Consider the following 13075-nt stretch of genomic DNA (forward strand, 5'->3'; position numbering starts at 1 on the left):
CCGGAGCCGCCTCAGGAACCGGAGCCGCCTCAGTCGGTGGTGGCGAGCATCCGCCGCCCCGCCCAGGCGATGAGGCCGAGCACCAGCACGACGAAGCCGAGGAACACCGGCACCAGGGGGAGCACGAGCAGGGAGACCCCGACGAGCAGCGGCGGGACGGTCATGCCCGCGAACGCCAGGAGGAAGATGCCCGAGGTGACCTCGCTGCGGCTGCCCTCGGCGGCCAGCGACCCGGCGGCGACGAGCGAGCCGCGGAACACCAGGCCGACCCCGGCTCCGGCGGTGACGCCGCCGAGCACGAACAGCGTGGCGGCGGCGGGCGTCGCGAGGGTCGCGGCCAGGGCGGAGACCCCGAGCAGCACGAGCCCTGCGACCATCGCCGCGACACCGAGCCGCAGCTGGGCGCGGGCCGACAGCCGGGAGAACACGAGCTGCGACGCTGCCGCGGCGCCGAACACGGCGAACGACACGAGCCCGGCGACCAGGTGGTCGGTCTGGTGCAGGAGCTGGGCGAGGAAGACGGGAGCGACAGACCCGAACAGTCCGGTGACGGCGAAGGCCGCGAAAGCCGCGATGCCGGCGGCCCAGTAGCGGCCACGCGACTCGGCGGGCACCCGCACCCGCTGCGGACGGTATGGCTCGCGCACCACGGGGCGGGTCACTGTTTCGGGCACGAAGGCGTAGGCGAAGCCGATCGCCACGAATGCCGCCGCGAAGGCGAGGTAGGGCGCGACCAAGGGTGCGGGCACCCACTCGGCCACGATCCCGCCGATCAGGGGGCCGAGGGCGAGGCCGCCCATGTTCGCCACGCCCGCGATGGTCGCGGCGAAACCGAGGGTGCCACGGGGGTGGGAGATGCGGCGCAGGTCGGCGAGGTGAGCGGTGGCGGTGGCGGTGAGCATGCCGATGCCGAGGCCGGCGACGAAGCGGGCCACCACGAGGCCGACGGCCTCGGGCCAGAGCAGGAAGAGCACCGCCGCGACGAGTTCGATGGCGACGGAGGCGAGGATGACAGGGCGACGGCCGATGCGGTCGCTCAGGTGGCCCGCGAGGTAGAGCGAGACCATCACGCCGATGGAGTACGCCGCGAACACGACGGTGATGACCACGGTGGGGAAGCCGTCGCGGGCCTGATAGAGCGCGTAGAGCGGGGTCGGCACGGTGTTGAACGCCATCATGAGCAGGAAGGCGACCGCGGTGACCCAGAACCCCGCGTGGTGCGGCAGGCCGCGGCGGGCGGGGGCGACCAGCGAGGCCGGGCGGGTGATGGGCGTGGGGCGCGCGAGGTTGGCGGCGGGGGTCTCCGAAGCCGAGGTGAGCGGGATGGAGCGGGTGGCGGATGAGCTCATGACTCGAGTGTGCGCTCTCCTGTGCATCGAGTCCAACGAATTATAACGAACTCAACAATCGGTCTGATCTATGATTCGAGAGTGGAGACCCGATTGCTGGAGTACTTCGTGACCGTGGCCGACGAGCGCAGCGTCACCCGTGCATCCGAACGCCTGTTCGCGGCGCAGTCGACCGTGTCGGCGGGGTTGCGCAGCCTCGAGACCGACCTGGGAGTGCGGCTCTTCGAGCGGACCTCGAAGTCGGTGCGGCTGCTCCCGGCCGGCGAGACGCTGCTGCCGCTGGCCCGCGCGCTGCTCGACGACCTCGACGGGATGCGCAGGGTGGCCACCGAGTCGGCCACCGGGCTTCGAGGCAGGGTGCGGGTGGGCGTGTTCTCGGCGCTGCAGGTGTTCGACCTCCCGGGGGCGCTCGGCCGGTTCCGGTCTCGCAACCCCCTCGTCGACGTGCAGCTGATGGCCTCGCCGACCGGGTCGACCGGACTGCTCGACGACCTCGCGCACGGGCGGCTCGACCTCGCGTTCACCGCCGTGCCCCCGCCGCCCGAACTCGACTCGTGGCCGGTGGCGCGGTACGAGTTCGTGGTGCTGCTGGCGCCCGGGCACCGGCTCGCGGGGGCGGCGGCGGTGTCGCTGGAGGCGCTCGCCGCGGAGGACTGGGTCGACGTGCTGCCGGGGTTCGGCAACCGGGTGCAGCTCGATCGAGCGCTCGCCGAGCGCGGCATCGTGCGGCACATCGCCGCCGAACTCGCCGACCTGCCGAGCGTGCCGCTCTGCGTGGCGGCCGGACTGGGCGTGGCCGTGGTTCCGGATGCGGTCGATCCGGGCGAGTGCGTGCGGCTGCCCCTGGCCGAGCCGATGCCGCCGTGGGTGCTGTCGCTCGCCGCGCGTCACGGCGCCGATCGTCGCGCGCACATCCGCGCGTTGCTCGACGAACTGCGCTCCGTCGCCGTCGGGTAGGCCGTTCACCCGCTGGACACCGTCGAGTGGGAGAATCCGCGCATGTCGACCTCCGATCCGTTTCTGCCGTTCCCCGATCCGGTGCCGCTGCCGGGCGACGGGCCCGACCCGCGCGACCACGATCTCGATCACGACACCGACGTCGACGACGAGCGTGCGGTCTCCGACTCCGACGCCGAGAAGGCGGCCGAGCGTGCCCGGGAGCACAACGCCGGCACGCCGTTCCGGCGGCCCGAGGCGGGTTCTCGCCTGAGCGCCGAGGAACTCGCACGGGAGCTCGGCGGGGAGAACACCGAAGCGTGAGCAGGTGGGCCCGGCGGGGGTTCAGCGCCCGGCGCGGGCTCAGCGCTCGATGAGCGCGAACGGCACCGTGATGTGCCCTCGGCGGCGGCTCGCCGGCCCCGCCAGCAGGTCGAGGATGAGCGGGCTCGCGGAGGCCACCCCCGGGTCGACCGTGGTGAGCGGCGGGATCGTGTACTTGCTCTCCTCGATGTTGTCATAGCCCACCACGCGCACCTGGCCCGGCACCGAGATGCCGTGCATCCCGAGCGTGTGCAGCGCACCGAAGGCGAGCGTGTCGTTGAAGCAGAACACCCCGTCGAACTCGATGCCGGCGGCGATCAGTCCTTCGACCGCGCTCGAGCCCTCGGCGCGGTTGTAGCGGTCGACCTCCACCAGCAGAGCGGGGTCGAGCGGGATGCCGGCGGCCGCGAGAGCCCGCCGGTAGCCCTCCGAGCGCACCCGGGCGGTGCCGTCGAAGGCGCTGTGCTGGAGGCCGATGGCGGCGATGCGGCGGCGGCCGTCGGCGAGGAGGAATCGGGTGGCGGCCTCTGCGGCAGCGGCGTTGTCGGGCCCGACGTGGGCCACCGTCTCCGAGGCGAGGGACTCGCCCTGCTCGCCGATGAGCACGAGCGGTACGGTGCTGCGCCGGGCCGCGATGTCGTCGGGGGTGAGCGCCAGAGCGCTCAGCACGAGACCGTCGAGGGCGGGCAGGTCTTCGCCCTCGAGCATGGCGCTCTCCACCGAGCGCACGCCCTTGCTCTGCGTGACGAGCACCGTGAGACCGCGGGCCTGGGCGGCGTCGACGAACTCGGAGGCGAACTCGGCGAAGTAGGGCTCGCGCAGGTTCGGCACGCACAAGCCCAGGAAGCCGCTCGATCCGCCGCGCAGCTGCCGGGCCGCCAGGTTGGGACGATAGCCCAGCTCGTCGATGGCCGCGAGCACCTGGGCGCGCACGGTGTCGCCGACCCAGCCGGTGCCGTTGATGACGTTCGAGACGGTCTTGGTGCTGACCCCCACCTGGGCGGCCACATCCGCCATCCGCACCCGCGCCATGCGCCTCACCTTCGTCGAAGAGTTTCACCATAGTAGCTGTGCTATGGTTTCCCACGTGCTTAGTTCAACGTCGAACTAAGACGAATAGTTCAACGTTGCACTGAGGAGGCACGCAGCATGAGGTCATTCACCGGACGGTGGACCCCCTACCTCTACATCGCGCCGATCGTCATCATCGCCGGCGGACTGCTCTACTACTCGATCGGCTTCGCCGTGTATGCGAGCATGACCGACTGGAACGGCCTGACGAAGATGGACTTCATCGGGCTCGACAACTACGTGCGCATGTTCCAGGACCGCACGTTCTACATCGCCCTGCGCAACACCGTCATCTTCATGGTGTTCACCGTGCTGCTGCAGGCGATCCTCGGCCTCCTCGTGGCCGTCATCGCCAAGGAGCGGCTCCCCGGGTCGAACATCTTCAAGGCCATCTTCTTCCTGCCCATCGCGATGGCCCCCGCCATCATCGCCACGGTCTTCAAGTACATGTTCGAGGCCAATTACGGCTCGCTCAACGAGACCCTCCGCGCGCTCGGCCTCCTCGGGGCCAACGACAACATCCAGTGGCTCGGCGCCGACCTCGGCATCTGGTCGATCGTCGTCATCGGCATCTTCAGCTGGATGGGCTTCTCGATGATGGTGTACTTCGCCGGGCTCATGTCGATTCCCGACGAACTCTACGAAGCCGCCGAGCTCGACGGCGCCGGATGGTGGAGACGACTCTTCAGCATCACGATCCCGTCGCTGCGGGGCACCACGAGCGTGCTCATCACCCTCGGCATCGTGGGCTCTCTCAAGACCTTCGACATCGTGTGGCTCACCACCATGGGCGGACCCGGAGTGTCGACCAACCTGCTCAGCACCTTCCTCTACCAGGAGCGTCAGGGCCGCGAGGCCGGGTACTCCTCGGCCATCGGCATCGTCATCCTGGTGACCGCCTTCGTGCTGGCCCTCGTGCAGATGCGCCTGTCGAACAGGGAGAAGTGAGATGAGAAAGAAGCGTCTGGCCGCCACCGTCATCATGTACACGGTGCTGGGGTTCCTCGCCGTGCTGTGGCTCTACCCCATCGGCGTGGCCATCGTGAAGTCGTTCGCCGTGGGCGGCTGGGGCAACTACGCCTCGGTGCTGAACCACGACCAGTTCAACTACTGGGCGGCGATCGGCAACAGCTTCCTGCTCGCCGGCGGCACCACGATCGTCATCGTCGTGATCTCGTGCCTGGCCGCGTATGCCTTTTCGCGCATGAAGTTCTTCGGCCAGAAGTTCTTCTACCGTGCGCTGCTCATCTGCCTGGCGATCCCGGTGGCCTCGGTGGTCACGCCGCTGTTCTCCACCATCAACGGGCTGGGGCTGCGTGACACCTACATCGGCGTCATCATCCCGCTCGTCGCCTTCAACGTGGTGGTGATGCTCATGCTCATGAAGAGCCACTTCGACGGCATCCCGCAGGAGCTGGTGGAGGCCGCCACGATCGACGGCACCAGCGCCTTCGGCATCTTCTGGCGCATCTTCCTGCCGTTGTCGGGCCCCGCGATCGCCACCATCAGCGTGCTCAGCTTCGTCTACTCCTGGAACGAGTACCTGCTGCCGAACCTGCTCATCTCGAGCCCCGAGATGTACCCCGTCACCCAGGCGGTGTCGCTGCTGCAGTTCGAGCGCATGAGCCAGGAGCAGATCGGCCAGCTCTACGCCGGCCTCGTGCTCATGACCATCCCGTCGGTGCTCGTGTACCTCTTCAGTCAGCGCTACCTGCAGTCCGGCATCACGGCCGGCGCGGTGAAGTAGCCCGCCCCGCATCCCGGCCCGTTCCGCATCCCGACCCGCACCATCCGTTCATCAATCAAGGAGGATCAATGTTCGAACCCCGTCGCCGCACCGTGCGGCGCACCCTCACCGTAGGAGCCATCGCGCTCTCGGCGGCCCTCGTGGTCACCGGATGCTCGGGCGGAGGTGACGACGGCGTGGCCGAGGACGGCACCGTCACCCTCACCTACAACACCTGGATCCCCTCGGCCGAGCAGTGGGCGCCCATCATCGAGGCGTTCGAGGCCGAGAACCCCGACATCACGATCGACTTCCAGGGCGCCGACGGCGCGAGCAACTACCTCGGCGAGCTCGACAACCTCATCCTCGCCGGCGAGGTGCCCGACATGTACGGCATCCAGGTGGGCTCGGCGTTCGACGACTACTCGGAGTACGCGCTCGACACGGCCGACTACGCCTCCGACTGGATCGACGGCATCAAGCCCGAGCTGCTCGAGTCGACCACCAACTCCGACGGCGTCGTGGCGGCTCTGCCCATCCTCACCGCGGGCAGCGAGTTCTACCTCTACAACGAGACTCTCTTCGACGAGCTCGGCCTCAGCCTGCCGACCGACTACGCGAGCCTGCTCGACGTGAGTGAGAAGGCCGCGGCGGCCGGGTATACGCCGTTCGCCATGGGAGCGGCCGACGCCTGGCACGCCTCCGACTTCTTCGTGTGGCTCAGCAACCAGTACGGCGACGGCGGCGACATCTACGAGGCCGCGGCCGGCGACCTCGCCTGGGACTCGGAGAACCTCATCGCCGCGGCCGAGGCCTGGCAGGGGCTGTTCACCGACGGCGTGTTCCAGCAGGGCGCGACCTCCACCACGACCTACCCGTCGGCGCGTGACGACTACTTCATGGCACGCAAGTCGCTCGCCATGCCCACCGGGTCGTGGCACGTGAGCGCCACCCTGGCCGGCAACTCGGAGACCCCGGGCAGCGCGGTGGAGAACGACGTGCTGGGCATGGCGCCGTTCCCGACCATCGGCGACAACGAGGCCTCCTCCACCACGGGCGTCGACTACGCGCTCGCGCTGAGCTCGGAGCTCTCGGGCGCGAAGCTCGAGGCGGCGGCGAAGTTCGCCGAGTTCCTGGCCGTGGGCGAGGGGCAGCAGATCTGGGTGAACACCATGCAGGGCTTCCCCGCCGCCAGCGGCATCTCGGCCGAGATCGGCTCCGACAACACCGAGACCGCGCTGGAGAGCGTGGCCGCGGTGACCGAGGCGCTGCAGAACGCCGAGTACCCGCGCAAGCTCACCTCGCCCAACGAGGGACTCGAGAGCGACCTCGGCATCGTGCTGCAGAACATCGCGAACGGGGCCGACCCGGCGAGCGAGCTGGCGACGCTCAACCAGTAGCGGTTCTCCCGCAAGGGCCCGGCGTTCGCGCGCCGGGCCCTTCGTCGTATCGCGCAAAGACGAACGTGGCGGTGGATGAGCACCAGAGGGGGCCATCCACCGCCACGTTCGTCTGAGCGGGATGAGGGATGCGGGTCAGGCGACGGTGAGGCGCACCATGCTCCACGAGACGGGCGGGAGCTCGATGGTGAGCGCTCCATCGGCCAGGGCGGCCGTGGGGTTGGGGGTGGGCAGCACCGAGGTGGAGTCCTGCTCGCTGGCGCGCCAGTGCACGTCGTCGTTCGAGAACGTCAGCGCCTCCACGAGGGAGACGTCGCCGAAGGCGGTGGCGTCGAGACGGATGCTCGTGGCGGCGTCGAGTGCGCGGTTCACCACGAAGAGAGCCATCGTGCCCGCATCCGCGTCGTGCGTGGCGACGGCGTCGACGAGCTCGGAGGAGCCGAACCGCGCGTTCTCGTAGCTAGGCGAGTCGATGGCCACCCGCAGCACCCGGCCCGCGGCGAAGCGCGAGGTGAGCGCGAAGGGGTGGAAGATCGTCTGCCGCCAGGCCGCACCACCCGGCTCGGTCATGATGGGCGCGATGGCGTTCACGAGCTGCGCCTGGCTGGCGGAGTGCACGCGGTCGGTGTTGCGCAGCAGCGAGATGAGCAGGTTGCCCACCACGACGGCGTCGGCAACCGTGTAGCGGTCCTCCTCCATGCGCGGGGCCACTGGCCACTCGCCACCGGTGATGATTCCCGGGTTCTCCTCCTCGTGGTACCACACGTTCCACTCGTCGAACGAGATGCCGATCTTCTTCGGCGACTTGCGGGCGGCGCCCACCGCGTCGGCGGTGGCGGCGACCGAGGCGACGAAGTAGTCGAGATCGTCGGCCGCGGCCAGGAACGACGGGAGGTCGTTCTCCTCGCGGTAGTAGGCGTGGGCCGAGATGAGGTCGACCTCGTCGTAGGCCTCGGTGAGCACGATGCGTTCCCACTCGCCGAAGGTGGGCATGTTCGACGACGAGGAGCCGCACGCCACGAGCGTGAGCTCGGGGAACATCTGCCGCATGCCGCGTGCCGTCTCGGCGGCGAGCCGGCCGTATTCGGTGGCGGTCTTGTGGCCGAGCTGCCACGGGCCGTCCATCTCGTTGCCGAGGCACCAGAAGGTGATGCCGTGCGGCTCGTCGACGCCGTGGCTGCGGCGAAGCTCCGACAGTGCGGTGCCGCCGGGCGCGTTGCTGTACTCGAGCAGCTCGAGCGCCTCCTGGATGCCGCGGGTGCCGAGGTTCACGGCCATCATCGCCTCGGTGCCGGAGGCCTTCGTCCAGGCCATGAACTCGTTGAGGCCGAAGGCGTTGGTCTCGGTGGAGTGCCAGGCGAGGTCGTAGCGCACGGGGCGGTCGGCTGCGGGGCCGACACCGTCCTCCCACTTGTAGCCCGAGACGAAGTTGCCGCCGGGGTAGCGCACGGTGCTCACACCGAGCTCCTTCACGAGGTCGAGCACGTCGCCGCGGAAGCCTTGGGCGTCGGCGCTCGGGTGGCCCGGCTCGTAGATGCCGGTGTACACGCAGCGGCCGAGATGCTCGACGAAGCTGCCGAAGGTCTCGCGGCGCACGGGCCCGACGGTGAACGAGGGGTCGATGGCGATGCGGGCGGAATGCACGTGTCCGCTGGTCCTCTCTGACTGATCGTTCGAACGCGCGGGCCCCAGCGGGCGCGCGCTCGGCTCAATTCATCGTTGTACTGTTTGCATCGACTATAGTACAACGTTGAACCATGACCGTTCCCGCCCGCGCAGGAGGACCGATGACGACCACCGAGACGATCGCCGCGACGATCGCCGCGACGATCTCGCACGAGACCGTTCAGCCGCCCACGGGAGTGAGGGCCGCCCGATCCCGGGTGCCGGCCGGTGCCTCCGACGCGGCCGTGCATCCGCTCGACGGGGAGTGGCGATTCGCGCTGTTCGCGCATCCCGACACCGGTGTGGCGCGGGACGAGCGGGGTGACGGATGGGACAGGCTGGCCGTGCCGGGGCACTGGCAGCTCGCGGGCGCGCCCGCCGCCTGGCCCTACGGCACCCCGGCCTACACGAACAAGCTCTTCCCCTTCCCGGTCGAGCCGCCGCACGTGCCCGACGACAACCCCACCGGTGAGTACCGGCTGCCGTTCACCGTGCCGGCCGGATGGCCGGCCGGCGGGCGCACCGTGCTGCGCTTCGAGGGCGTCGACTCGTGGTTCGAGGTGGCGCTCAACGGCGAGGTGATCGCGGTGTCGCACGGCTCGCGACTGCCCACCGAGATCGACCTCACGGGGCGGTTCGTCGACGGTGAGAACCTGCTCGCCGTGCGGGTGACCAAGTGGTCGGCGATGTCGTACGTGGAGGACCAGGACCAGTGGTGGCTCTCGGGCATCTTCCGGAGCGTGACGCTCGAGCACCGGCCCGCGGGAGGGCTCGACGACGTGCGGGTGACCGCGGAGTACGACGCCGCGACCGGGCTGGGGTCGCTGCGGGTGGACGTGGCGGTGACGGGGGCGGATGCGGATGCGGATGCGGCCGAGGGCGGCACGGCCGGCGCGGTCGCGACTCCCGCCGTGCGTGTGACCGTGCCCGAGCTCGGCGTCGAGACCGTCGCCGGGGAGACCGTGACGTTCGCCGTGGAGCCCTGGAGCGCCGAGGTGCCGCGGCTCTACGAGCTCGTGGTGTCCACCCCCGCCGAGACGGTCACGCTGCCGATCGGGTTCCGCACGGTCTCGATCGAGGACGGAGTCTTTCTCGTGAACGGCCGCCCCGTGAAGCTGCGCGGCGTCAACCGGCACGAGTTCGACCCGCTGCGCGGCCGAGCCGTGACCGCCGAGCGCATGCTCGAGGACGTGCTGCTCATGAAGCGCCACAACGTGAACGCGGTGCGCACCAGCCACTACCCGCCGCATCCGCACTTTCTCGAGCTCTGCGACCGCTACGGGCTCTGGGTGATCGACGAGAGCGACCTCGAGACCCACGGCTTCGAGAACGTCGGCTGGACCGGCAACCCCCTCGACGACCCCGCCTGGACCGAGGTGCTCGTCGACCGCGTCACCCGTATGGTGGCGCGCGACCGCAACCACCCGAGCATCATCCTGTGGTCGCTCGGCAACGAGGCGGGGCGGGGGCGGAACATCCGCACGATGGTCGAGACCGTCAAGGCGCTCGACCCCACGCGGCCCGTGCACTACGAGGGCGACTACTCCAGCGACGAGGTCGACGTGTACTCGCGCATGTACGCCACGAGCGAGGAGACCGAGCTGATCGGGCGCGGTGTCGAGGCATCGCTGGCGCGGGGCGACCTGGATGCGCGGCGGCGCGCGATGCCGTTCGTGCAGTGCGAATACGCCCACGCGATGGGGAACGGCCCGGGCGGCCTGGCCGACTACGACGCGATCTTCGACCGCTACCCGCGGCTCATGGGCGGGTTCATCTGGGAGTGGATCGACCACGGCATCCTGCGCACCGACGACAGTGGGCGCGAGTTCTTCGGCTACGGCGGCGACTTCGGCGAGAGCTTCCACGACGGCACCTTCATCGCCGACGGGCTCGTGCTGCCCGACCGCACGCCGTCGCCGTCGCTCGGCGAGGTGAAGGCCGTGTTCGCGCCCGTGCGCCTCGACGAGGGGCCGGATGCGGGGTCGCTGCTCGTGCGCAACCGCTACGCCTTCAGGGACACCGGGCACCTCGCCTTCGAGTGGGAGGTGCACCGGGGTGCGGAGAGTCTGGGCCGTGGGGAGCTCGCGCTCGCCGTGCTCGCCGCCGGGGAGTCGGCCGTGGTGCGGCCGCCCGTCGAGGCGCTGGCGCTGCTCGAGGCGGCGCGAGGCGGGTCTGGTGCGGATGCGGCGGCGCCTGTGTGGTGGACCCTGCGGGCCGTGCTGCGCGCCGAGGGAAGCGCTGAGGGGAGCGCGATCGGTGGGCCTGACGAGGCCACCGGAGCCACCAGGACCGCGGGGGACGCTGCGCTCGACGCGCTCTGGGCGCCGGGGGAGTACACGGTGTCGACCGGGCAGGTGCTGCTCGAGGCGCCGGCCGCACTCGCACCGGCCGCGGGCCGGGCCGAGGAGCTGCGGGGCGCATCCGGGGCGGTCGAGGGATACCGCGCCGGGGGTGCGTCGTTCGGCCGGCGGGGAGGGCTGACCTCGCTGTTCGGTCGTGCGGTGAGCGACTTCCGGGTGGACGGGTGGCGTGCGCCGACCGACAACGACCGGCGGTCGGGCATGTGGACGGGCCCGTCCGACGAGACCGTGTTCCGGGAGGCGGGGCTCGACAACCTGGTCGAGCGCAAGGCGGGCGTCGCGGTGGCCGCGGACGGAGCGCTCGTCGTCGACGCGCGCACGGCAGGGCCCGCCACGGACTGCGGGTTCCGCACGCGGTACCGGTGGCAGCCTGTCGAGGGCGGCGAGGGCGACGGCTCGGCCGGCGCCGGTGCCGTCGACCTGCTCGTCGAGATCGAGCCCGAGGGCCGCTGGCCGCAGAGCGTGGCGCGCATCGGGCTGCTGCTCGCGCTCGACGTGCCCGACGCCGAGGCCGCCGTGGTCGACTGGCACGGGCTCGGGCCCGACGAGTCGTACGAGGACTCGAAGCTCGCCGCGACCGGCGGGGCCTACCGCCACAGCGTCGCCGAGCTGCAGACCCGCTACACGCACCCGCAGGAGAACGGCGCCCGGCGCGGCGTGACCCACGCGCGGATCGTGTTCGCCGACGGCACCGGGCTGCAGCTCGACGCCTCCGAGGTGTCGCTCGGCGGGCGGGAGCGGCTCGGCATCGAGCTGTCGGCACGCCCATGGTCGGATGCGCAGCTCGAGCGGGCCGCGCATCCGCTCGACCTCGAGCCCGACGGCAGGCTCTGGCTGCACCTCGACGTGGCCGCGCACGGGCTCGGCAGCGCGGCCTGCGGCCCCGGCGTTCTGCCCAACGCTCAGTTGCACGCCGCTCCCGCTCGCCTGAGGCTGAGACTGTCGGCCCTCTGACCCCGCTCCACCTTCACCGTTGAAAGGACGCCCATGAGAATCGCCTCCGCCGAGGTGCTCGTCGCGAGCCCCGGCCGCAACTTCGTCACTCTGCGCATCACCACCGAGGACGGCGTGACCGGGCTCGGCGACGCCACCCTCAACGGCCGCGAGCTCGCGGTGGCCGCCTACCTCGCCGAGCACCTGGTGCCGCTGCTCATCGGCCGCGACGCCCACGCCATCGAGGACACCTGGCAGTACCTCTACCGCGGCGCCTACTGGCGGCGCGGGCCGGTGACGATGGCGTCGATCGCGGCCGTCGACACGGCGCTCTGGGACATCAAGGCCAAGGTCGCCGGTCTTCCGCTCTACCAGCTGCTCGGGGGCCGCAGCCGCGACGGGCTGCTCGTGTACGGCCACGCCTCGGGGGCCGAACTGCCGGAGCTGTATGACTCCATCCGCGAGCACCTCGAGGAGGGGTACCGCGCGATCCGGGTGCAGACGGGCATCCCTGGGCTGCCCTCGGTGTATGGGGTCGCGTCGAGCCGCAACGCCTCGGCGGGCACCGCGGAGGGCACCGATGCGCGTTACGACTACGAGCCGGCACGCCGCAGCGCCGTGCCGGTGGAGGAGCGGTGGGACACGCGGGCGTACCTGCGCCACGCGCCCGGCGTGTTCGAGGCCGTGCGCAACGAGTTCGGGCCCGAGCTGCCGCTGCTGCACGACGCCCACCACCGGCTCACGCCCATTCAGGCCGCGAAGCTCGGCAAGTCGCTCGAGCCCTACGACCTGTTCTGGCTCGAAGACGTCACACCCGCCGAGAACCAGGCCGCCCTGCGGCGGGTGCGCGAGCACACCACCACACCGCTCGCGATCGGCGAGGTGTTCAACACCATCTGGGACTACCGCGAACTGTTCGAGGAGCAGCTCATCGACTACGTGCGGAGCCCTGTCACGCACGCCGGCGGCATCACGGGCCTCCGGCGCATCTTCGACTACGCGGCGGTGTATCAGATCAAGTCGGGCGTGCACGGGCCCACCGACGTGTCACCGGTCGGGCTGGCCGCTGCGGTGCACCTGGGGATCGCGATCCCGAACTTCGGCATCCAGGAGTACATGCAGCACAGCCCGGCGACGAACGAGCTGTTCCGGCCCGGCTACGCGTTCGCCGAGGGCAAGCTCATGCCGAGCGAGACGCCGGGGCTCGGGGTGTCATACGACGACGTCGTGGCCGCCGCGCATCCGTACGAGGCGGCGTACCTGCCCGTGAACCGGCTGCTCGACGGGTCGATGCACGACTGGTGAGCGAGC

General features: G+C 70.5%; 10 protein-coding genes. 7 read left to right on the top strand and 3 right to left on the bottom strand.

All coding sequences use genetic code 11. The annotated features are described in order from the left end of the window. Positions 1-29 precede the first annotated feature (29 nt). Entirely contained in the window at positions 30-1349 is a 1320-nt protein-coding gene (locus tag N1031_RS13290; RefSeq protein ID WP_259480178.1) for an MFS transporter, read from the bottom strand. A gap of 81 nt (positions 1350-1430) precedes the next feature. On the opposite strand from N1031_RS13290, the gene N1031_RS13295 reads away from it, so the two are divergent. Together N1031_RS13295 and N1031_RS13300 are read left to right on the top strand one after the other, a co-directional pair. Next, positions 1431-2306, top strand: a complete 876-nt coding sequence (locus N1031_RS13295; RefSeq protein WP_259480179.1) for a LysR family transcriptional regulator — start codon at positions 1431-1433, stop codon at positions 2304-2306. Positions 2307-2348: 42 nt separating this feature from the next. Next, positions 2349-2609: a hypothetical protein gene (locus N1031_RS13300; protein WP_259480180.1), complete on the top strand. Its 261-nt coding sequence runs from the start codon at positions 2349-2351 to the stop codon at positions 2607-2609. Positions 2610-2648: 39 nt separating this feature from the next. On the opposite strand, the gene N1031_RS13305 is transcribed toward N1031_RS13300, so the two are convergent. Then, the gene (locus N1031_RS13305; protein ID WP_259480181.1) at positions 2649-3641 is read right to left on the bottom strand and encodes a LacI family DNA-binding transcriptional regulator; all 993 of its coding nucleotides are present in this window, start codon (positions 3639-3641) and stop codon (positions 2649-2651) included. Positions 3642-3758: 117 nt separating this feature from the next. Here N1031_RS13305 and N1031_RS13310 point away from each other — a divergent pair, with 117 nt between their 5' ends. The 3 genes from N1031_RS13310 (at position 3759) to N1031_RS13320 (ending at position 6806) form a co-directional block, all read left to right on the top strand. Further along, positions 3759-4628, top strand: a complete 870-nt coding sequence (locus tag N1031_RS13310; protein ID WP_259480182.1) for a carbohydrate ABC transporter permease — start codon at positions 3759-3761, stop codon at positions 4626-4628. Between the two features lies 1 nt (position 4629). After that, entirely contained in the window at positions 4630-5427 is a 798-nt protein-coding gene (locus N1031_RS13315) for a carbohydrate ABC transporter permease (RefSeq protein WP_259480183.1), read from the top strand. 68 nt (positions 5428-5495) lie between these two features. Further along, positions 5496-6806 carry an ABC transporter substrate-binding protein gene (locus tag N1031_RS13320; RefSeq protein WP_259480184.1) on the top strand — a complete coding sequence of 437 codons (1311 nt, stop codon included), beginning with the start codon at positions 5496-5498 and terminating at the stop codon, positions 6804-6806. A gap of 135 nt (positions 6807-6941) precedes the next feature. Here the strand turns inward: N1031_RS13320 and arfA are convergent, their stop codons facing one another. Beyond that, on the bottom strand, positions 6942-8450 hold the full coding sequence (arfA, locus tag N1031_RS13325) for an arabinosylfuranosidase ArfA (RefSeq protein ID WP_259480185.1): 1509 nt from the start codon (positions 8448-8450) through the stop codon (positions 6942-6944). Between the two features lie 143 nt (positions 8451-8593). On the opposite strand from arfA, the gene N1031_RS13330 reads away from it, so the two are divergent. Both N1031_RS13330 and manD read left to right on the top strand, forming a co-directional pair. Continuing rightward, positions 8594-11785, top strand: a complete 3192-nt coding sequence (locus tag N1031_RS13330; protein WP_259480186.1) for a glycoside hydrolase family 2 TIM barrel-domain containing protein — start codon at positions 8594-8596, stop codon at positions 11783-11785. A 33-nt stretch (positions 11786-11818) separates the two neighbouring features. Further along, positions 11819-13069, top strand: coding sequence for a D-mannonate dehydratase ManD (gene manD / locus N1031_RS13335; RefSeq protein ID WP_259480187.1), 1251 nt, complete (start codon positions 11819-11821; stop codon positions 13067-13069). Positions 13070-13075 lie beyond the last annotated feature (6 nt).

It is taken from the genome of Herbiconiux moechotypicola, from assembly GCF_024979255.1.
GTDB classification, from domain to species: Bacteria; Actinomycetota; Actinomycetes; order Actinomycetales; family Microbacteriaceae; genus Herbiconiux; species Herbiconiux moechotypicola.

Coding starts and splice junctions, on each gene's coding strand:
- N1031_RS13290 (WP_259480178.1), bottom strand. CDS start 1,349: ATGAGCTCATCCGCCACCCGCTCCATCCCGCTCACCTCGGCTTCGGAG.
- N1031_RS13300 (WP_259480180.1), top strand. CDS start 2,349: ATGTCGACCTCCGATCCGTTTCTGCCGTTCCCCGATCCGGTGCCGCTG.
- N1031_RS13305 (WP_259480181.1), bottom strand. CDS start 3,641: ATGGCGCGGGTGCGGATGGCGGATGTGGCCGCCCAGGTGGGGGTCAGC.
- N1031_RS13310 (WP_259480182.1), top strand. CDS start 3,759: ATGAGGTCATTCACCGGACGGTGGACCCCCTACCTCTACATCGCGCCG.
- N1031_RS13315 (WP_259480183.1), top strand. CDS start 4,630: ATGAGAAAGAAGCGTCTGGCCGCCACCGTCATCATGTACACGGTGCTG.
- N1031_RS13320 (WP_259480184.1), top strand. CDS start 5,496: ATGTTCGAACCCCGTCGCCGCACCGTGCGGCGCACCCTCACCGTAGGA.
- N1031_RS13330 (WP_259480186.1), top strand. CDS start 8,594: ATGACGACCACCGAGACGATCGCCGCGACGATCGCCGCGACGATCTCG.
- manD (WP_259480187.1), top strand. CDS start 11,819: ATGAGAATCGCCTCCGCCGAGGTGCTCGTCGCGAGCCCCGGCCGCAAC.